Consider the following 21605-nt stretch of genomic DNA (forward strand, 5'->3'; position numbering starts at 1 on the left):
CTATATTTACTGCACTTTCTTAAATCATTCTGACAAAGGGAATTAATCTTAGTTAATGTCTAAGCTATTTAACATCGGCTGAGTAATCTGTTCCAGAATCTCAAAGGTAACTTCGGCCATGCGATTACCTTTATGGTCCAGCAGAGGATTAACCTCAACCACTTCAAAACAGATCACTTTACCTGAATTGATTATTTTTTCTGTCATGGCGATGATCTCCTGCTGATCAAATCCTTTGGGAACAGGCGTTCCTGTACCGTCAGAAATGAGGTCACAGTCCATGCTATCTACATCAAAGGACATATACAAAACGTCGCAATCTGACAATTGACTAATTGCTTCCTGTACACATACATCCATCCCTCTACGCCTGATTTCGCTAACCTGATAATTTTTGATCCCGAGATTTTCTATGAGTTTGTCTTCACTTTCTTCTGTATCACGCACACCAAAATAAATCAGGTGCTCAGGCTTAATTTTAGGTCCTTTGATCCCAATATTTTTCAGATGCTCCCAGTAAATGCTGGTAAGCTCAGGTACTTCGTTTAGCTTACAGGGAAAATTATCTTCACCAATTGTAGCAGCAAGGGGCATGCCATGCAGGTTTCCTGAAGGAGTAGTGTATGGCGAATGCAGGTCTGCATGTGCATCAATCCAGATCACTCCCAGTAATTTATCAGGATACGCGGCTTTGATTCCGGCAATACTGCCGATGGCCGAAGAATGGTCTCCTGAAAAAATCAAAGGGAACTCGCTGTCCGTTAATGTTTGCCTTACAACGGCAGCGAGACGGTCACACTGTTCTTTTACCTCTTCAATTCGTTTAGCAAAGGCATTCTGATCTGCGCGGTAAACAGACTCGTTCCTCGTCTGCACTTCAATAAAAGGATGCTCGTTAAAATACTGACTCCCCTTATTAATTGCCGCGATCTCTATAGCGTCTACCCCCATATCTGAACCCCTTGTTCCCGCACCAATGTCAGACCTGTTTTTGATGATTTTAATGGATCTTTTCATAAACCCTACGCGAAATTAGAAATCGCCTTTTCAATGATCTTCAAGCTCTCTTTAATCTGTTCTTCAGTAATCACCAACGGTGGTGCCAGACGGATTTTATTGCCATGAGTAGGTTTTGCCAGAAGCCCCAGCTTCTTAAACTCCATACAAATGTTCCATGCCAGATCAGAGTTTTCCTCGCTATCGATGACAATAGCGGTCAGCAATCCCTTTCCACGTACCGTCTTGATCAGACCCAGTCGATCAGCTATATCTCTAAGTCCCTCCCGCAGCTGTTCGCCTAATTTCAGCGCATTTAAAGCGAGGTTTTCGTCCAATACTACTTGCATTGCTTCTGTGGCAACTGCACAGGCCAGTGGATTCCCACCGTAGGTAGAACCATGTTCACCAGGCTTGATGCAAAGCATGATCTCATCATCGGCCAGTACCGCCGAAACAGGAAGTACACCACCGGAGATCGCTTTACCAAGTATGAGTACGTCAGGTCTGTTGATGCCCGTATTGATATCATAAGAAGCCAGCATACTACCTGTTCTCGCGATACCAGTCTGTATTTCATCGGCTATATAAAGCACATTATAAGTTTTACACAAATCGTGAATGCGCAACAAATAATCCTCATCAGGCACTACTACACCAGCTTCGCCTTGTATGGGCTCTACAATAAACCCGGCAATATGCTGATCCTGCTTCAGCAAATTTTCAAATGCATCTGCATCATTATATGGAACCTGAAGTATACCGTCAAGGAAGGGTCCGAAGTCTTTTCTGGCGGTCTGATCATCCGACGCGGATATCACTGAAATTGTGCGTCCGTGAAAATTCCCTCTGGCAAACACAATCTTAGCCTGGCCGTCAGGAACACCTTTCACCTGATAGGCCCATTTTCTGCAAAGTTTCATCGCGCTTTCTACAGCTTCCACCCCGGAATTCATAATCAAAGCCTTATTATAACCGAACAGCTTACACATAAACTCCTCGAAATCACCAAGCTTGTCATTATAAAAAGCCCTCGAGGTTAAAGTCAGCTTTTCTGCCTGCGCCTTTAATGCTGCAATAATTCTAGGGTGACAGTGTCCCTGGTTAACTGCTGAATAGGCCGACAGAAAGTCGAAATACCGGTTTCCATCCACATCCCATAGGAAAACGCCCTCGCCCCTTTCCAATACCACAGGCAGTGGATGATAGTTGTGAGCGCCGTAACTGTTTTCCTTAGTAATTAGCTTCTCGCTTTTGGTTAGATTCGCTACAGATTCCTTTTGCATACCATTCAATTTAAGATGCCTCAAAATTAAACATTAATTTTACAAACACCTATAAAAAGTCAATTTAAACTTTTACTTTTGTTAAAAAACACATATTGACTTAATTTCTAAATAAATGGAAAACCTTGACGACTTTGACATACAGATTTTAAAGCAGTTGGAGAAGGATGGCAGAATGGCTTATTCAGCAATAGCTACTGAATTAGGCGTATCCAATACGATGATCCATCAAAGGGTCAGCAGGCTGACTGAACAAGGTATTTTGACCGGCATAAGGCCAGTGCTTGATGAAAAAAAACTAGGCTATGACTGGGGTGCTTTCACTGGCCTGATCCTGGAAAAGGATCATGATTCCAACCGTATCATTGAAGAGCTAAAAAAAATCCCGGAGGTAACGGAATGTTACTATATCACCGGAACTTATACTTTATACATCAAGATCATCGCTAAAAACCATACACATATGCGAGAAGTCCTTTATGAAAAAATTGACAACATCGCAGGTATTGCGAAAACTGATTCCATCATGGAACTTGGATGTGCTTTTAAAAGAAATATCATTCTATAAAATTACCTGCTGAACATTGCCTTTATTTTATCGATAACACCCATCTTCTTGCTCCTTTGCTTTTCGGTGCCGATCAAAAAACCATAGGGCTGCAGGTCAGAAACATGATCACAGACAATTTTGAGCATGCCAAGTAAGGGAAGTTTTGTCATACCCCTTGTAACAAATCCTGAAACAAAGAGTTTTGGTTATTATAAAGTCTATCCAGTACCCTCACGTATATCACATTAGCGCATCATGCGTATCAATCGGGAGTTCTACGGGACTTTAGTTCCGGTTAATTCCCGAGTAACCCCCTACTGATTCCCGTGTTAGACTTTAGTGGAATAAAGGCAAAACGTATATAGAGCGCAGGTAGTCCTGAGACAGAGTTTAGTTACTGCTGATTTTATTGGAAAACACCAGGGTTTTTAGGATTTGTTGTATCGGGAGTCAAACGATCAAATCGCTCGAGTGCCTAACGTATTTAATATTGATGTAGTACATTTTAGGCAGACGAAAATTAGACAAAAATTGCTTTATTTCAGATCATGTTTAAAACATTTTTTGTGAACAAAATGAACACCTCTGGCTTTCAAAAAAATGTTCTTGATTTTCAATCAATTATCTGTTCCGCGATTTTAAAATCTGAATTTCTATTTGAGATTCTGAGGCTTTAGTGTATTCACAAACTGAACGTAATGAATAAAAATCAATGAAGTTTCTGTAATAAGTTTGATAAACGATACAATGAAGTGTGTTTTTACTTAAAAAACTTAACTGAAAAATCGCAAAACTTATTAATTGCTCTACATTTTGAAACTGAAACTCCCATATCCATCACTTTTAATATTGCTGTTTACAGTAGTTGGTGTGATGTTGCTTGTAGAGAATGTGAAGGGGCAAGATTGTACTCCTAAAAAAAGGAGGTACTCGACAAGACAAGAATTTTACGGACAAGCACTTTTAGGCATCCTATTACCTGGAACGATTTCAGATGGAGCAAAAGCGGTTGATGGGGATTTAAAAACTTTCTCCACTCTTTCTGTGGATGTAGGTGTATTAAATCAAAGTCAAGCCACGCAATACTTAGAATTTACTAGCGGATCCACATATATTCCAGCTAACACTCCTGTTACAGTTAGAATGTCACTCCCGACATCAATACTGGGAGTCTTAGATAATGTAAAACTTCAACCATTTAAAAACCTAAACTACAATCCAGGTATTTTTGGAGTCGGAGCAAGATGGGAGGCTGATGCGGTTGGTTCCGCCTTTACCGGCGCAGCACTTGTAAATCTCGTCAATGGCGTAGGTGAATTGGAATTTACAATTACGCCAACTCAACAATATCAGGGAATATGGGTTAACATTGGTTCTGTGGTTGGCGTAGGTGTAAGTGCCAATATTTACAGTGCTTATGTAACAGAGAATGATTTAACTACTGCGGCCTGCAATAATCCTATTGACGTTTTAGCCGGAGTGAAAGCTGGTTTAGTCGGAGGTGTATTAGATGCAACTGCGAGCGTTACTGGTCAATACTATGCGATTGACACTGATCCATTATTGACAACCTTTGCCGAATTAAATGCAGGTGTTAATTTAGTTGGCGAAATATACCATACAACCATTTTCAAGACTCAGGCACAACCAGGAGATGTTGTTAAAATGATTGTGGAAAAACCTGGGGGGGGTCTTTTGAATTTAGGGGTCTTATCGGGGTTTTCCATTCAATTGTACAACGGTCCTAATGCCGTTGGAGTTCCATTAACAAGTAGTTCTACCGGCCTGTTATCATTGAATTTACTTCCTGGAGCAGCCATAGGTGAAACGAAGAGAGAATTAATGATAGCTGTCCCTGCAAGCTACGGAGCATATGATCGAGTGCAGGTAAAAATAGGTGGTGTTGCAACTGTTGGGCTAGAACCTGGTTTAAGAATCTATGACGTAAAAAGAATTATACAACCTACACTTCTAATAGATGGTAACCAAGTTGCTTCCAAAGATGTTTGTTTTGGTAATACAGCTATTTTATCAGTTAGTGAAACTCAATATTGTACTACTTATAATTGGTATAAAACCGCTGTTGGAGGTACAGCAGTTCATACCGGAACTACAGCCTACACCCCTCTAGCATCGAGTTTAATAGTAGGAGACAACATATTTTATCTTGAAGCAACAAGAACCAATTGTACAGAGACCTCAGGAAGAATTCCTGTAAAGATTATAGTCAATGCGCTACCTTCTGCACCAACAGTTCCCGGAAAAGCCATTTGTACCGGGACAGCAACAACATTGTCAGTAACATCTCCAGATGCTAATTATACCTACAAATGGTATACTGTTTCTTCTGGAGGCATAAGCTTTAATACAGGAACCAGTTACACCACCCCTACATTAACAACAGCTAAGGATTATTATGTTGAGGCCACTAATAATACAACCACTTGTGTTGGAACAAGAGCAAAAGTTACCGTCAATATAAACGCATTGCCTTCTGCAGGTACAATCACCGGAAATGCTGGGGTCTGCCTAGGACAAACAACCTCCTTAACAAATGCGACACCCGGTGGACTCTGGACAAGCAGTGACGAGACAAAAGCAACTGTAGATGGTACTGGGACAGTTACCGGTATCGCGGTAGGAACTGCAACTATAACCTATACTGTAACTGATCCTGGTACTACCTGTACAAACTCCACAACTATGTCTGTTACAGTTAACGCTTTGCCAATTGTAAATTCAATTACAGGAAATTCTTCACTTTGTGTGGGCAATACAATCACGTTGGCCAATTCAACTCCCGGAGGAATCTGGGCAAGCAGCAACCCCACCAGCGCTACTATAAATTCCAGTGGTCTGGTAACCGGGCTTGTAGCAGGGCAAACCATAATCACTTACACTGTGACTTCGAACGGTTGTTCCACCCCTGCAATTAGAGTAATAGATATTAACCCTTTGCCTACAGCCTCATTATCTGGAACAACAACGGTTTGTCAGGGTACGTCCTCTCCAACAGTCACATTCACAGGTGCATCAGGAACTGCACCTTATACTTTCACTTATAACATAAATGGAGGAAGCAATACCACAATTACAACAACTAGTGGAAATTCTGTTAGTCTGACAATACCGACAACCACTTCGGGCACCTTCAATTACAATCTGATTAGCATAAAAGACAACAGTTCAACACAATGTGCTCAATCACAAAGTGGGACTGCAACGATCATAATAAATCCTAAACCGATACATCCGGTAACAAGCATAAGTTCAAATTAATAACATATAACATTAAATCTCTTAAAAACAATTTCATTATGAACACTAAATCAACAATTTTGAAAACTGCAATCATTTGCCTTTTCTCCATGTTTACAGCTAATGTATACAGCCAAACAATCAGTTCGCTTGCTAATTTCACCGCTGCAAATGCCAACATAACCAGCTTAGATCAGGTAATTTGCGCCGGAAAAAAAGTACATCTGGAAACTCCTACTCCTCCTGCCAACACTACTTATGTATGGGAAACGCGCTTCCCCTCAGCTGATGGAAGTGGAACCGGGACCGCACTTGCTGTCAATACAGGCACATTTGATGAAGCAGCGGCACTTGCAGCCGGATTTTATACCTATAAATTAAAAGCCACAAATACGCTAACCGGATGTTCTGAGATTTATGATCAGCTTGTTTTCGTACTTCCAGAACAATCTGTAACTGTTACCGCCCCTTCTGATGTTGCTGCTTGTAATAATGTTTCCGAAACTTTCAATTTTTCGTCTAACGTAACTGGTAACACAGCAGCAGGTTTCACTTTCCCAGTGACTTACCAATGGTATACAAAAGCAAGTGCAGGAGCTGAAACAGCTGTAGCTACAGGTGGTACATCAGCAACGCTTGCTCTTACTTCGCCAACCACAGCTGAGAGCTACGAGGTATATGTAAAAACAACTTATGCACTGAAAAGCTGTGATTTGATTACTTCGGATAAAAAAACAGTTACAGTTACCAATGGACCTACAAAACCGGTTATTACCATCGCTGGGAACTAAATTGCTCAATTCATAATTGTTGAAATGTTTAACAGAAAAACAGGTTTCGTGACAAGTCTGCTGTTGCTTAGTGCAACGGCAGGCTTTGCGCAATCTGGCAGTTCGCAGCCCGTGAAGATCGCGCAGGGTTCTTCACTAAAACTGCGGGCGAATTCTGTTGGCGCCACCACTTATCAGTGGATTAAAGATGACGTTGCGATAGCTAATGCTACTCAACAGGAGTACCTTGCGACTTCTGCTGGTAAATATAATGTTGTATCCTTTAATGCTGAAGGCTGTGCTTCAGATATATCTGATCCTCTGGAAATTGTAATAGGTGTTCCAGTGGCATTAACCGCTGACCTGGTGGTTAGGAAGACTTCCGAGGTCAAGGCTGTTAGCATAAATGATACTTTTGAATACCTAATTAAAATAACGAACAATGGTGCTGCAAATGCCACACAGGTAAAAGTACATGATGCTCTTCCACCCGAGATCAGTATGGAGCAGTTGCTCGCCCCTAGTTTAGGAAAAGCTGATTATAACAATTCTACCAGAGTGGTACTTTGGGAAATCGACAAGCTTGATAACGGTCAGAGCGCAGAACTAAAAATAAGAACTAAAGCACTGCAACCGGGTTTAGTCAAAAATACAGCTACCGTTAGCGCTGTAGAGACCGACCCTAATCCAAACAACAATAGCTCGGAAGACAACAAAGAAATCATCGGAATCATCATTCCAAATGTGTTTACACCAAACGGAGATGGCAAAAATGATACGTTTGAAATCCCGGGACTGGATAAGTACGTCGAGAATGAAATGACCATCATCAACAGATGGGGTAGCACAGTTTACCAGAAAAAAGGCTACAAAAATGACTGGGATGGCAGTTCACTCAATGAAGGGACCTATTTCTACTTGTTAAAGCTCAAATCTGCGAGTAACAAATGGGAAGTATATAAAGGCTATATCACCTTAATAAGAGGCATCAACAACAAGTAAAGCCATGAGAAGAATTATTTTAATATTGACCGGATTGATCTTTTCTTGCTTCGCACATGCACAGCAGGAAAGTCAGTTTACGCAGTATCTCTTTAATGGCATCCACATTAATCCGGCATATGCCGGCTACAAGGAAAACGTTTATATCCAGTCCTTTTACCGCGCACAATGGCAGGGAATTAAAGGTGCTCCAAAAACCTTATCCGTTGCCGTAGATGGGGCTACTCCTGAAGGCAATATCGGATTAGGTTTGTCTGTTACTAATGATCAGATTGGCGCCCAAAGCTATCTGAGCGCTTATGGCAGCTACGCATACAAGATCAGGCTGGGTTATTACGAGAATTCAAGGCTGTCTTTCGGCATTGCGGCCGGACTGATACAACTGGGTCTTGATGGCAATAAATTGCAGAGCATTGATCAGACAGACGGATCTGTTGCCACATCCTCACAAACCAGAATACTGCCCGATGTACGTGTCGGCGTATATTATTCTAATGAAAACTTCTTTGCCGGATTTTCGGCTACCAATATGCTGTCGCGTTATGCGGCGAGAAAAAACATGAGCAATCTGACTGTTCCAGTTCCCGAGCCACACTTTTACCTTACAGCCGGGGCACTTTTTCCGCTTTCTGATGAACTTACTATAAAACCGGTTGTCATGCTTAAAGACGACATAAAAGGCCCAACATCACTGGACATCAACGGATTTATTCTATTGAACGAAAGAATCTGGCTAGGTGCATTTTATAGAACTTCTGTGGGCCTGTATAACAAACCCAATCTTCAAAATAATTTACCGAAAAGCAGTGCTACCGGTCTGATAATTGAAGTTTTTGCCACTCCCAACCTGCGAATCGGGTACTCCTATGACTACACGCTCAACAAACTTCAGAATTACAACTCGGGAAGTCATGAAATCTCTGCAGGATTTTATTTAAACCGTAAATCATCAAGAAAAGACAGGCAACTGAACTGCTACGATTTTTAAAGAACAATCACGGGTTTTCAATGTTGTAAATCAGTACATTTACTGACAGCTCTACCAGATTGCCATGAATCCTGAAAATACCAATATCATTATTATAGGCGGAGGTCTGGCAGGACTAACATGTGCAATACATCTATTAAAATCCGGTCTTCAGGTAACGCTTATTGAAAAGAATACCTTTCCGCAGCATAAAGTCTGTGGTGAGTACATATCTAATGAAGTACTCCCCTATTTAAGGTCGCTGGATATTGATCCTTTTACATTAGACCCTGAACAGATTTCCAGATTGACATTTTCTTCTCCGCAGGGAAAGGCAATTACTACAGATCTACCTTTAGGTGGTTTCGGGATCAGCAGGTTTGCGCTGGACAATTTCATGTATGAAAAGGCTGTAAGTCTGGGCTGTAATTTCATAAGGGACACGGTTGATCAGGTTTCGTTTTCAGCCGATGAATTTACAGTAAACACCTATTTATCAGGCATATTCAAAGCGTCGTTTGTAATAGGCGCTTATGGCAAAAGAGCAAATATAGATCAAAAGCTTCACAGAAACTACCTTCTTAAAAAGTCACCATGGCTGGCTATAAAAGCGCATTATGCAGGAAACTTTCCAGATGGACTTGTAGCAATACACAATTTTAAAGGTGGTTATTGTGGTGTTTCTAAAGTGGAAAACAACAGGATCAATATCTGCTATCTGACAGACTACAAAAGTTTCAAAAACTTTAAAAATATCGATGAATTTCAAAAAGGGGTGTTATCTAAAAATCCTCATCTAAAACAAATATTTGAATCCTGCACATTGTTATTCGAACAACCCCTAACTATTAGTCAGATCTCCTTCGACAAAAAAGAACCAGTGTACAACCATATTTTAATGACTGGTGATACTGCAGGACTTATTCATCCGCTGTGTGGAAATGGCATGGCGATGGCGATACATAGTGCTAAGATTTGCGCAGAACTACTCATTAAATATAAAAAAGGCAGTATAACATCAAGAGCAGACCTTGAAAAACGCTATTCAGAACAATGGGACCGTACTTTTAAGGACAGGCTACTGACAGGCAGAATTTTGGCTACAGTTTTAAGGAAAGAAAGATTGCTCAAACCTTTGTTAAATGTATTCGTTAAATTCCCATCAGCATTGTCTTTCATTATTAAATTAACTCATGGAAAACCTATTCGATAGATGTTTATAAACACCCGATACAGAAGCAACTCTCCTGAAATCATGGATGATTTTGAAATGGAAGGCGACCTACTTAGAGATGCACTGGATAAAATTGCCAGCATCAACCGCTTGCTTGGTGGAAATAAAGTAACGCTTCAGGGCTTGAGATGGCTGCTGAAGGATCATTCGCCAGGCAATGAAGTGAGCATCCTGGACGTAGGCTGTGGCAATGGCGATATGCTGAGGACTTTGGCAGACTATGCTGCCGAAAATGACCTTAGATTTAATCTGGTTGGCATAGATGCAAACAATTTCACCATTAAGCATGCCGGCAATTTATCTGCTGAATATCCGAATATCAGTTTTCTATGTGCGGATATTTTTGAGGAAATTAAACAACCTCGAAACTATGATGTTATCCTATGTACATTAACATTGCATCATTTTAAAGATTCGGAAATCATCAAACTCATCAATGGCTTTATGACACAAGCGGCTAAAGGAATTGTAATTAATGATCTTCACAGAAGCGCATTGGCTTATTACCTTTTCATGGCACTGTGCTTCGTATTTGGCCTCAATAAAATGTCGAGGGATGATGGACTGGTTTCTATTTTAAGGGGATTTAAACGGAAAGACCTGTTGGCGTATTCCCGGGACCTGGGTCTGAAAAAATATAGCATCAAATGGAAATGGGCCTTCAGGTATCAATGGCTGATCAAAACTTTATAACCTTTTTGTCATGAGCGTAAAAATAACTAATGTTTGTAAGCTATTGCCCGATTATTCAAGAAAAACAAAAGATATTCTGCCATTTTTAGACGTTTGGCTAGATGGTCAGGATGAGCGTTTTGTAAAAAAGGTAAAGAAGATTTTTGAGAATGCAGGTGTGGACGAACGGTACTCCATCATGTCGCCCGAAGAGGTTTTCAGTAACATGTCTTTTGAGCAACGCAATGAGATTTACATAAGGGAGGGTATCAAACTGGGCAGTAGCTGCTTATCGCAAGCACTGGAGAAAGCAGGATGGCAGCCCCGGGACCTTGATTACATCATCACAGTAAGCTGTACCGGGATCATGATCCCTTCTTTGGACGCATACCTGATCAACGCTTTGGGATTAAGAAAAGATATCATACGCTTACCAGTTACTGAAATGGGTTGTGCGGCGGGCATCTCGGGCATAATTTATGCGAAGAATTTTCTGATGGCCAATCCCGGAAAACGGGCAGCAGTACTAGCTTATGAGTCGCCGACGGCTACTTTCCAACTCAATGATTTCTCTATGGCAAACATCGTAAGTGCTGCTATTTTTGGTGATGGAACAGCCTGTGCATTGCTCTCTTCTCATCCTGATGACGAAGGTCCGGAGGTTATTGCTGATGAGATGTACCATTTTTATAATGCCGAGGAGATGATGGGATTTAAGTTGACCAATACTGGCTTGCAGATGGTATTGGATGTTAGTGTACCTGATACCATAGAACAGCATTTCCCGGAAATCATACATCCCTTTCTCGCGGCAAACGGACTGTCAGTCGGGCAGATTGACCATCTGATCTTTCATCCTGGAGGAAAAAAAATTGTACAGCTGGTAGAAGGACTTTTTTCTAAACTTGGAAAGAACATTGAGGAGACTAAAACAGTTTTAAGGTTGTATGGAAACATGTCGAGCGCCACGGTGCTGTATGTGCTGGAAAGGTATATGGATGACGTGAAACCTGCTGCAGGGCAGTATGGTTTGATGCTAAGTTTTGGACCGGGTTTTTCTGCGCAAAGGATTTTGTTGAAATGGTGATTTAAGGTTAGTTTTGCTAAGCAATTATCTTGCTGGGTAGTTATCTTGCCTGGCAGGAGTTTGATGAACCGGTCGTCATCTCGAGTGAAACGAGAGATCTCTTGTTTGAGCGGAATTTGTTTCTGGTAAAACATGATCAAGAGATCTCTCGCAAGCTAGAGATGACTGGTTAACGATAAAAAAACACAACATGAATAAAGAAGAAATTTTAGCACACTTACCTTACTCAAAACCATTTCTGTTTGTAGACACCATCGATGAAATCGACGAAACCGGCATTACCGGCAGTTATACTTTCGACAAAGAACTTGATTTTTATAAAGGCCATTTTAAAGATGCACCCGTGACCCCAGGCGTAATACTCACCGAGACTATGGCTCAGGTCGGACTGGTTTGTCTGGGCATCTATTTATCAGGTAGTGCCGAGGGTGGCCTGCCAGGACATGTGATGCTTACTTCTACTGCGATCGACTTTATGAAACCCGTTTATCCCGGGGAAAAAGTTAAAGTAGTAGCGGAGAAAATCTATTTCAGGTTTAAAAAACTGCATTGCAATGTACAGATGCTAAATGAGGCCGGAGAAGTAGTATGTAAGGGTACTGTATCTGGAATGGTAACCAATAAAATGAATGGATAACAGGGTTGTCATAACGGGATTAGGTGTGGTGGCACCAAATGGGATCGGATTAAAGTCTTTTACTCAGGCAATCCAGCATGGAGTATCAGGAATTAAATATGATCCGCAATTGGCGCAACTCGGTTTTTCCTGCCAGATCAGTGGTACACCCGAATTGAGCGACGAACTGATATCCCGTTATTTTACTCCTTTAGAATTAAAGAACTTCAATAGTACAGGCATTCTTTATGGTGTAATAGCCGGAATGGATGCCTGGCATGACGCTGGCCTGAGGAGTCGTGAGGGCGATGAACCCGACTGGGATAGCGGAACGATATTCGGAACTGGTACGTCGGGCATCGATAAATTCAGGGAGTCGATTTATAAAATCGATGAACAACAAATCCGTAAATTAGGCAGTACTGTAGTCGCTCAAACCATGGCAAGTGGCGTAAGTGCTTACCTTGGAGGGAAACTTGGACTAGGCAATCAGGTCACCACCAATTCATCGGCCTGCATCACGGGCACAGAGAGTATTTTAATGGCTTATGAGCGAATTAAAAGCGGACAGGCGATTACGATGCTGGCCGGCAGCACGAGTGATAGTGGCCCTTATATATGGGCAGGTTTTGATGCATTAAAGGTTTGTACTTATAAGCACAACGAATCTCCGGAAAAAGCCTCCCGGCCAATGAGCGAAAGCGCCTCCGGATTTGTACCCTCAAGTGGCGCAGGGGCTTTGGTTTTGGAAAGCCTGGACTCTGCCCTGTCACGTGGCGCCAGGATTTATGCGGAAGTTTTGGGTGGTAACATCAATTCGGGTGGGCAGCTTGGGACAGGTAGCATGACTGCGCCGAACAATACCGCTGTTCAACGTTGCATTAAAGCCGCATTGATAAATGCCGGCATTGAAGCAAAAGATATTGATGCTATTAATGGTCATCTGACCGCAACAGCAAAAGATGCGGTAGAGATTCGAAACTGGAGTTTGGCGCTAGGTCTTGAAGGCACTGAATTTCCTTTAATCAATTCACTCAAATCAACTATAGGCCACTGCCTTACCGCAGCAGGAAGTCTAGAATCTGTAGCGTCGGTATTGCAGCTTGACCAGGGGTTTATTTTTCCAAATGTCAATTGTGAAGATCTGAATCCTGAAATTACAAGCATCATTAACGCTCAAAAGATTCCAGTCAAATTATTGAAAAAGGATTTAAATATAGTGGCCAAAGCCAGCTTTGGCTTTGGTGATGTAAATGCCTGTATCATCTTCAAAAGTTATAAAAATGAATAGAGAAGAAATCATTGCCCGATTAAAACCGATCATCACCGTTTATGTAGATGACAAGTCTGCGCTGGATCAGCTTGATGAGTCGACAGATTTCATTAAGGACCTTAAGATCAATTCGGCCAATCTTGTAGATATCGTTTTAGATGTTGAGGAGGAATTTGGAATAGAGATAGATAATACTGCTATGGAAAAAATGCTGAGCGTTGGCGCTTCCATTGATGTAGTTGAACAGAAGCTGGCAGACAAATGATCGGCAATGACATTGTAGATCTGAAGCAGGCGGCAAAGGACAGTAACTGGGGAAGAAAAGGTTATCTGGATAAATTATTTACTGCCTCTGAACAATGCCTGATCGCCTCAGCCCCTGATGCCAATTTAATGGTCTGGCTGTTGTGGACCATGAAAGAATCGGCCTACAAAATCAATTCCAGAAAAACAGGCTTAAGGTCTTTTGCTCCGGTTAGACTGGTCTGCGACAACATCAGCATTCATGAGCATAGCGCCACAGGGAGCGTAACTTATGAAAGCGAGTGTTATTATACCCGTAGTGATTTGAATGACGCTTATGTGCATACCATCGCATCAGGTGAACAGGCTGCATTACAAACTGTGCGGGTAGAGATTACAGGCTGCTATCCGGATTATAAAAACAGTAATCCGCAGTGCGTAAGCCATCATGGCAAGTATCTCGCACTTGCCTATTTATAAGTCGACGAGGTTTTCTTCTATCAATAAATTAATAATACCATCTACCATCCCTACCTTAGGCACATAGATCTGTTTGATACCCGTCCATTTCATCAGAGTGATGTAGATCTCGCAAGCTGGAATAATTACGTCTGCTCTATCTGGATTAAGCCCGAAAACACCAATTCTTTCCTTCAGAGAGTGACTGTTGAGTTGATTGTATAAACCTTTTAATTTGATAAAAGACAGAGGCATCCCATCTTTTTCATCAGACATGCGGAATAGTTTATTGATATTTCCGCCAGTTCCTATACCTGCAACATTTTTCAGAGATTTGGTATTTTCCTTAACCCATTGCTTCATTGACTCCCAGGTTTCATCTTTATCCTGGTTATCAAGAATGCGTATGGTGCCGATATCAAAGGATTTAGAGGCCACAGGCATTTTATTTACAAAAACAGATAATTCAGTACTTCCCCCACCAACATCTATGTACAGATAGCTCCTTTTAGCATCCAGGTTTTCTTCAATGTGGTTTGAATAAATAATATTCGCTTCACGCTGTCCTTCTATGATCTCCAGATCCAGATCAGCCATCTTTTTTACCTTCTTGATAACTTCTCCTCCGTTCTCTGCTTCGCGCATTGCTGATGTAGCACAGGCAAGGTATTTTGATACATGATATACATCCATCAGGTTCTTAAAGGCAATCATGGTCTTTACGAGATCTTCTACTTTACGATCTGAAATGTGCTGATCCAGGAACGCATCATCGCCCAATCTTAAAGGTACACGTACCAATGTGTTTTTTTTAAATGTATATCCTCCTTCAGTTCTTGAAATATCAGCGATGAGTAACCTTACGGCATTAGATCCTATATCGATGGCAGCGTATCTTAACATGTATTATTGATGTTTGTTTTTTAGGTAATTGTAGGTTTGCACTTGCGCCCTAACTTTGGTAGTAAGTCTGTTTTTATGGTATTTATTATTATTGAGCCTGGTGATGTCCCTTGCTTTTACATTGTCCTGCAACTGGAATTCAATAATATCCCTGATTTCATGGCGTACATCTTCATCCAACACTGGAAAACCTACCTCTACCCTATGTTCAAAGTTACGGCTCATTAGATCTGCTGAGGAAAGAAACATTTCCTCCTTGCCGTTATTACCGAAGATAAATACCCTGGCATGTTCAAGGAATTTATCAATGATGCTGATTACGGTGATGTTCTTACTGAACCCTTCAATACCGGGAACTAAAGTACAAATACCTCTTACAATCAGCTTAATTTTAACACCCGCATTGCTGGCATCATAGAGCTTTTCAACTACTCCCTCATCTGCAAGGCTGTTTACTTTCAATATCATATAGGCAGGCTTGCCTTGTTTTGCAATTTTGATCTCCCGGTCTATCAATCCATACATTTTACTGCGTGATTCTAATGGAGATACGATCAGGTGTTTAAAGCCTTTTATTACCGTCTTTTTATTGAGTGCAGTAAACAGTTTGATCAGATCTGATGTGATCTCTTTCTTAGCTGTAAATATGCTGTGATCACAATACAATTTAGCCGTTTTCTCGTTGAAGTTACCGGTCGCCAGATTAGCATAGTATACAGGTCTTCCCTTCTCCATCCTTTTCACCAGACAGATCTTGGAGTGTACCTTATAGTCTGTCAATCCATAGTTCACATGTACTCCTTCTTCTTCTAGCTTACTGGTCCAAAATATATTGGCCTGCTCATCAAACCTGGCCTTCAGCTCAACCAGACAGTTGACCTTTTTACCGTTTTTAGCTGCATTGATCAGGGCGTTAATGACCCTGGAGTTTTCTGCCAGTCTATATAAGGTAATGTTAATCTCAGTTACTTTAGGATCTATAGCTGCCTCACGTAAGAAAAGGATAATATAGTCGTAGGACTGGTATGGCAGGTTTATGACATAATCTCTTTCATGCAATTTATTGAAAATGCTTTCTGTACGGTGCAGTCCATGTACTTTCAATGGCACATTTGGCGCGTATTCCAGATCCTTGGCACCTACATTTGGAAATGCAATGAAATCACCAAAACGATGGTATCTGTTTCCAGGGATCAGACTTTCTGCTTCTATCTTTAATTTACTGATCAGTACAGTAAGCATATCAAAAGGCATCTCCGTATCGTAAAGCAACCTCATCGGTTTGCCTTTTTTTCGTTTATCCAGACTTGTTTTCAACTCTTCAATAAACTTATCACTGATGTTCTTATCGATATCAAGCTCTGCATCTCTTGTCAGTTGAATGGAATAGGCATCTAAAACATCATAATTGAACACGTAGAAGATATCATCAAGACAATATTTAATGATATCCTCGGCAAGAATGATAAATTTCAACCCATTGGTCTCAGGTAACACCAGGAATCTGGGCAGATCCGGGGGCAGTTCTATCAATGCGTATTTCGCATTTCTTTTGGAAGTCTTTCTGGAAAGACGAACAAAGAAATACAGATACCTGTCTTTAAGCTCTGGAAATGGTTTGTCCATATCGAGCATTATCGGAACCAGGTTGGATAATATCTTATCCCTGAAATGATTGCGGACAAACTCCCCTCTGGACACGTTTAGCTGTGTTTCATTCAGGATAAATATCCTATTCTGGGCAAGTTCGTTAATTAAGGTTGCCTGAAAAAGCTGCTCAAATTTGCGCTCTTGTTTTACTACTATATTTTTGATTTCATTGAGTACCTTCCTCGGATTAAAGCCCAGTAAAGCTTTGGATTTATCATTCAGATTGGAAAGACGGCTCATGGTGGCCACCCTGACTCTGTAGAACTCCTCAAGATTTGAAGAAAAAATAGAAAGAAACTTTATTCTCTCAATAAGGGGCACTGTTTCATCTGCAGCTTCCTGTAAAACCCGTTCGTTAAAGTACAACCAACTGATTTCCCTATTTAAAAACGGTGCCTTTTTCTTCGTCATATATTAATTAAAAGAGTGGATGTCCAAAGAATTACCTTGCTGGACATCCACCGCTCAAAACTGCATATTCTTTTGTTAAGTAATTGTTAATTATTCTTACTTATTTTCTGATACTTTATTTTCAGTTGTTGCAGGTGCAGCTTCTGAACTTTTAACCTCCGCAGGTTTAGAAACAGCTACTTTCGAAGTTGTTTTTGGAACTGCCGGCTTAGCAGGAACAGGTTTAGCAGCGGTCTTTGTTGCTGGTTTAGCTGGGGCTTTTGCGGATGTAGTGCGGGCCGGTGCAGCTTTTTTTACTGGTGCTTTTGCAGCAGGTTTAGCTGTTGCGGCTTTTACAGCGTCTTTTACCTCAGTCTTTACTTCTTCGGCTTTTGCCGAAACAACCTTCGCAACGGTTTTTGCTTTTGAAGCGACTGCTTTCACTGGTTTTGCTATAGCTTTTGCTGCTTTCTCTTCGGTTGCAATGGCCGCAACCTTTACACTTTGAACAACAGGTTTAGCTTTGGCTACTGCTTTTGCAACTACTTTTTTTGCTTCTTTTGTACCTTTCTTAACATCCTTTTTAGCTTTAGCAGCTTTTTTGGCGATAGGTTTCTTAGCTGAAGACACTTCATCTAATTTGTTTTCTACCGCAGCCTTAACCTGCTTGAACTTTTTAGACATTTTTTTGGCGACAAACTTACTCGCTATTTCTATATCCTTACCAATCTTCTCTGCATCGTGCCCCAGGTGTTTTACCACTTCAAGGATTTTATCGGTTAAGCTTTTCTCCAATTGTTTCTTGGCTGCTTTTTTTGAGCCTTTTTTTTGCACCTTTGACTTATTGGTTTTCATATACTACACTATTTATATTTTATAAATTTTTGTTTTTTTTGTATGATAAATCCAAGAATACTTAAATCTAACATATTTTTAACTATAAAGCTATAATCATGCCCACTTTCGACATTGTAAGCAAAGTAGATGCACAAACATTTGATAATGCGATAAATAACGCAAAAAAAGAGATCCTTAACCGTTATGATTTCAATAGTTCAAACAGCACTATAGATCATGATAAAAAAACAAATGTAATTACTGTAGTGACAGAGGACGATATGCGTCTTAAAGCTATACAGGATGCAATTATATCCCGTATGATCAAGCAGGGACTGGATGCAAAAAGCCTGGATTTCGGCAAAGAACAATATGCTTCGGGGAATATGATCAGAAAGGAAATTTCAATAAAGGAAGGAATTGATAAGGAAACTGCAAAAAAGATCGTTGCAAAGATTAAAGCAAGCGGACTAAAGGTACAGGCTTCAATGATGGATGACCAGGTTCGTGTACAGAGTAAAAACATTGATGACCTACAGGGTGTTATTGCTTTATGTCGTAAAGAAGATTTTGGTCAGCCTTTACAATACATCAACATGAGGAACTAATGGAAATTGAAGACAGTGGTTTTATCTTTTCTGACGATACTCAAAAAATAGATTCGGTTGCCGTGCACCACTACCTCAGCAATCAATCCTACTGGGCAGAAAACATTCCGCTTGATGTGGTTAAAAAATCTATAGAAAACTCCCTTTGTTTTGGTATCTATAAGGATACCAGACAAATTGGTTTTGCCCGATGGATTACGGACAAGGCTACGTTTGCTTATCTGGCAGATGTATACGTTGATGAGATTTACAGAGGTCAGGGATTGTCAAAAAAACTAATGTCATTAATGCTTTTCCACAAAGATCTTCAGGGACTCAGAAGATATATGCTGGCCACTCAGGATGCCCATGGCTTATATGCACAATTTGGCTTTAAACCGATTGATCATCCTGACCGGCTAATGGCGGTGGTGATTAAAGACGCTTACAAAGACCTGTAATTAAACAGTCTTCACATCGTCTTCACTATAATCCTTAATGTCGGTGATGTATCCATTGACAATAAGAAAATCAAACAATGGTTTGGCATCAGGTGTGACAGGCATATTGGCACTGGTAATCACTTCATTGGTTTTCTTATCCAGGAAAGGATAGGCGAACAATTTCACGTTCTTGTTGAACATATCACTTACATAACTCAATAGCTGGCTTGAGTAATTTTCACCGAAGTTCGTTGAATTAAACACAAACTTTAAGTTGTTGATATTTGTAGAGATCCCTACACTTTTAGGCCTGCAGCGATCAAGGTATTTAGCCAGTTTATTGTGTCTTGCAAAGTTAGAAACAATTACCTTATTGCCTGTCTTGCACATTTCTTCAGCCCTCCTGGCCACTGCGGTCAGGTCTATTTCATCAGAAACCGCTTCATTGGCAGAAAGCAGATTTGACATCAGTACTTCAATCAATACACTGAGGTTCTCCTCCTGCACATTTTCTGTGCGCACAAACTGATCTACTGCTTTGTTGAGCATACTAAAGTTCGGATTGGACTTTTGCGCATATTTTGTACGAAGAATCATGATGTCTTTCTTGTACAACAAGTCCTTAGGCAAACGAGGCCTGCCTGTAGAATCAAAAATGGCTGCATCAGAAAAGTCCTTCACGATCAGGTAAAGGTTGAGCAATATATTATCTGCGCCTTTAAAGGCGGGTCCGTTTACAGAGATTAGGTCAATTTCTACAGATCCTACGGTAAGGTTATCAGCCAAAGATTCAATCATGGCCTTATGGTCCTGATGGTAATAAAAAGCGGCATATACGAGGTTGACCCCGATGATCCCCAGTACATTTTGCTGCAGTGCGGCATCAGTATCGAGCAGGCGCACATGGAAAAATATTTCATTCGGCTCCCCATCAGGCTCAGTCTGAAAGCACAAACCTATCCATCCGTGAGGATCATTTGATTTATTATAATTTAAGGTGGTTACGGTATTTGCAAAAGCGAAAAAAGTACGATTGTCATATTTCTCGCTATGCAGACGCTCAGTAAGCAATCCAAATTCATGGCTCAGCATCTTCAATAACCTGGAATCACTTACATACCTGCCGGACTCTTCTACTCCATATATGGCATCGCTGAAGGTCATGTCGTAGGCCGACATTGTTTTCGCAACCGTGCCGGAAGCAGCTCCTGCAGTAAAAAAGTTACGGGCTACTTCCTGCCCTGCACCTATCTCCGCAAAAGTTCCGTAAATCTTAGGGTTTAAGTTAATCTTTAGCGCTTTACGCTTGGTATCAAGGATTTCTCTTTCCATTTTGCAAAATTAAGCAAACCGCTGAATTTGGACGATAAAATAACACTTATCAAATGAGATTTCTCTTATCAAGATTGTATCTTAATAAGTGGGTTGTCTTCTGTATTTTCAACTTGAGGATTAGCATCTTTGTCCTTCAGAACCGCGGACAAACGTATTAATGCAGTATTTATAGCACGTCTGATCTCGCGTTCTTTTACTTTATCGTAACGCTTCAGCAGGATCATCACTTTAAAGATCACCACATCTTTATTGATTGCAATAGTTTTTACTGTCAAGCCCTCTTCTACCACGTTATCTGAATATGAAGTTATCACTTTGTTTAGATGCTTTTCCAGATATTCGGGAGTATAACCGTTGGTCAGCGACATTTCAAACTCAATACTGAGTTTCTTGGTATTTTGCTTGGATTGGTTGATGATTACAGAACTGAATGCCAGCGAATTTGGAATAATGACCATGTCACTGTCTTCATTTTGCAAAATCATATTGATCAGTGTAATGTCCAGTATTTTACCTTCATGCTCGCCGATCCTGATGTGATCACCCAGCGATAACCTGTCCGAAAACATGATGATCAGCCCGTTGATCATATTGCCAATATAATCCTTGAAAGTGACAGCAAGCGCAGCAGCAACGATGGAAACACTAAATACCAATTCCTCGATCTTTACATTCCATAAAGTGGTAAATGCGACTACTAAAAACACCGTATTTAGTATAGACACAATTCGATTGATGCCCAATATGAAATTATCTTTGATATTGCTTTTGAATTTATGCTTTCTGATGTACCAGTAAATGATCACCAGTCTGAGCACCGATATCATCAAACTCGGACCTAAAAAAACAAATATTGCTAGAGCAAGGCTCTTGATTCTTGGGTTCTCCTTGTAAAATGTCCAATGATCAGCATAAGAATCCTGACTGATGTAAAATGAATAGACCAGGATACCAAAAATTATAGTCTTAATGGCGATCATCAGCAATTCCTTACCGGTCTTTCTTTCTTTATCTTCTATCATTTCTGGTAATAAATTAGAGTTAAAC

At 40.7% G+C, this 21605-nt stretch carries 21 protein-coding genes; 14 read left to right on the forward strand and 7 right to left on the reverse strand.

Translation table 11 applies throughout. The features are described 5' to 3' along the window. Window positions 1–48: 48 nt before the first annotated feature. Together rocF and rocD are read right to left on the reverse strand one after the other, a co-directional pair. Window positions 49–1017 carry an arginase gene (rocF, locus tag R2Q78_RS20145; RefSeq protein ID WP_316794359.1) on the reverse strand — a complete coding sequence of 323 codons (969 nt, stop codon included), beginning with the start codon at window positions 1015–1017 and terminating at the stop codon, window positions 49–51. A 5-nt stretch (window positions 1018–1022) separates the two neighbouring features. Beyond that, the gene (gene rocD, locus R2Q78_RS20150; RefSeq protein ID WP_316794360.1) at window positions 1023–2282 is read right to left on the reverse strand and encodes an ornithine--oxo-acid transaminase; all 1260 of its coding nucleotides are present in this window, start codon (window positions 2280–2282) and stop codon (window positions 1023–1025) included. Between the two features lie 115 nt (window positions 2283–2397). On the opposite strand from rocD, the gene R2Q78_RS20155 reads away from it, so the two are divergent. From R2Q78_RS20155 to R2Q78_RS20210, 12 genes are all read left to right on the forward strand, one after another. Continuing rightward, complete coding sequence (locus tag R2Q78_RS20155; protein ID WP_316794361.1) at window positions 2398–2850, forward strand: Lrp/AsnC family transcriptional regulator; 453 nt, start codon at window positions 2398–2400, stop codon at window positions 2848–2850. Between the two features lie 795 nt (window positions 2851–3645). Continuing rightward, complete coding sequence (locus R2Q78_RS20160) at window positions 3646–6111, forward strand: Ig-like domain-containing protein (protein ID WP_316794362.1); 2466 nt, start codon at window positions 3646–3648, stop codon at window positions 6109–6111. Window positions 6112–6149: 38 nt separating this feature from the next. Continuing rightward, window positions 6150–6881, forward strand: coding sequence for a hypothetical protein (locus tag R2Q78_RS20165; protein ID WP_316794363.1), 732 nt, complete (start codon window positions 6150–6152; stop codon window positions 6879–6881). Window positions 6882–6905: 24 nt separating this feature from the next. After that, window positions 6906–7862, forward strand: a complete 957-nt coding sequence (locus R2Q78_RS20170) for a gliding motility-associated C-terminal domain-containing protein (protein WP_316794364.1) — start codon at window positions 6906–6908, stop codon at window positions 7860–7862. Window positions 7863–7866: 4 nt separating this feature from the next. Then, on the forward strand, window positions 7867–8850 hold the full coding sequence (locus R2Q78_RS20175) for a type IX secretion system membrane protein PorP/SprF (protein ID WP_316794365.1): 984 nt from the start codon (window positions 7867–7869) through the stop codon (window positions 8848–8850). Window positions 8851–8914: 64 nt separating this feature from the next. Beyond that, entirely contained in the window at window positions 8915–10042 is a 1128-nt protein-coding gene (locus R2Q78_RS20180) for an NAD(P)/FAD-dependent oxidoreductase (protein ID WP_316794366.1), read from the forward strand. After that, complete coding sequence (locus R2Q78_RS20185; RefSeq protein ID WP_316794367.1) at window positions 10043–10756, forward strand: methyltransferase domain-containing protein; 714 nt, start codon at window positions 10043–10045, stop codon at window positions 10754–10756. A 10-nt stretch (window positions 10757–10766) separates the two neighbouring features. Beyond that, window positions 10767–11822: a type III polyketide synthase gene (locus tag R2Q78_RS20190; RefSeq protein WP_316794368.1), complete on the forward strand. Its 1056-nt coding sequence runs from the start codon at window positions 10767–10769 to the stop codon at window positions 11820–11822. A 190-nt stretch (window positions 11823–12012) separates the two neighbouring features. Continuing rightward, window positions 12013–12459, forward strand: coding sequence for a 3-hydroxyacyl-ACP dehydratase FabZ family protein (locus R2Q78_RS20195; protein ID WP_316794369.1), 447 nt, complete (start codon window positions 12013–12015; stop codon window positions 12457–12459). Continuing rightward, window positions 12452–13729, forward strand: coding sequence for a beta-ketoacyl-[acyl-carrier-protein] synthase family protein (locus R2Q78_RS20200; protein WP_316794370.1), 1278 nt, complete (start codon window positions 12452–12454; stop codon window positions 13727–13729). Before R2Q78_RS20195 ends, R2Q78_RS20200 begins: the two co-directional genes overlap by 8 nt. Further along, window positions 13722–13976 carry an acyl carrier protein gene (locus R2Q78_RS20205; protein ID WP_316794371.1) on the forward strand — a complete coding sequence of 85 codons (255 nt, stop codon included), beginning with the start codon at window positions 13722–13724 and terminating at the stop codon, window positions 13974–13976. The genes R2Q78_RS20200 and R2Q78_RS20205 overlap by 8 nt, the downstream gene beginning before the upstream one ends. Next, window positions 13973–14434: a 4'-phosphopantetheinyl transferase superfamily protein gene (locus R2Q78_RS20210; RefSeq protein WP_316794372.1), complete on the forward strand. Its 462-nt coding sequence runs from the start codon at window positions 13973–13975 to the stop codon at window positions 14432–14434. Before R2Q78_RS20205 ends, R2Q78_RS20210 begins: the two co-directional genes overlap by 4 nt. Here the strand turns inward: R2Q78_RS20210 and R2Q78_RS20215 are convergent. The 3 genes from R2Q78_RS20215 to R2Q78_RS20225 all read right to left on the reverse strand — a co-directional run bounded on the left by R2Q78_RS20215 (window position 14429) and on the right by R2Q78_RS20225 (window position 18211). Beyond that, entirely contained in the window at window positions 14429–15316 is an 888-nt protein-coding gene (locus tag R2Q78_RS20215; RefSeq protein WP_316794373.1) for an exopolyphosphatase, read from the reverse strand. The genes R2Q78_RS20210 and R2Q78_RS20215 overlap by 6 nt on opposite strands. 3 nt (window positions 15317–15319) lie before the next feature. Next, window positions 15320–17377: a polyphosphate kinase 1 gene (gene ppk1 / locus R2Q78_RS20220; protein ID WP_316794374.1), complete on the reverse strand. Its 2058-nt coding sequence runs from the start codon at window positions 17375–17377 to the stop codon at window positions 15320–15322. Window positions 17378–17473: 96 nt separating this feature from the next. Continuing rightward, window positions 17474–18211 (reverse strand): hypothetical protein, encoded by a 738-nt coding sequence (locus R2Q78_RS20225; protein WP_316794375.1) that lies wholly within the window; start codon window positions 18209–18211, stop codon window positions 17474–17476. A gap of 98 nt (window positions 18212–18309) precedes the next feature. Here R2Q78_RS20225 and R2Q78_RS20230 point away from each other — a divergent pair, with 98 nt between their 5' ends. Beyond that, a complete protein-coding gene (locus R2Q78_RS20230; RefSeq protein WP_316794376.1) occupies window positions 18310–18801 on the forward strand; it encodes a YajQ family cyclic di-GMP-binding protein in 492 nt (163 codons plus the stop codon). Then, complete coding sequence (locus R2Q78_RS20235; RefSeq protein WP_316794377.1) at window positions 18801–19241, forward strand: GNAT family N-acetyltransferase; 441 nt, start codon at window positions 18801–18803, stop codon at window positions 19239–19241. Before R2Q78_RS20230 ends, R2Q78_RS20235 begins: the two co-directional genes overlap by 1 nt. On the opposite strand, the gene R2Q78_RS20240 is transcribed toward R2Q78_RS20235, so the two are convergent. Both R2Q78_RS20240 and R2Q78_RS20245 read right to left on the reverse strand, forming a co-directional pair. Beyond that, window positions 19242–20555 (reverse strand): nicotinamide mononucleotide adenylyltransferase, encoded by a 1314-nt coding sequence (locus R2Q78_RS20240; RefSeq protein ID WP_316794378.1) that lies wholly within the window; start codon window positions 20553–20555, stop codon window positions 19242–19244. A 68-nt stretch (window positions 20556–20623) separates the two neighbouring features. Then, a complete protein-coding gene (locus R2Q78_RS20245; protein ID WP_316794379.1) occupies window positions 20624–21580 on the reverse strand; it encodes a mechanosensitive ion channel family protein in 957 nt (318 codons plus the stop codon). Window positions 21581–21605 lie beyond the last annotated feature (25 nt).

This window comes from Pedobacter frigoris (assembly GCF_032678645.1).
In the GTDB taxonomy this organism is placed as follows: Bacteria; Bacteroidota; Bacteroidia; order Sphingobacteriales; family Sphingobacteriaceae; genus Pedobacter; species Pedobacter frigoris_A.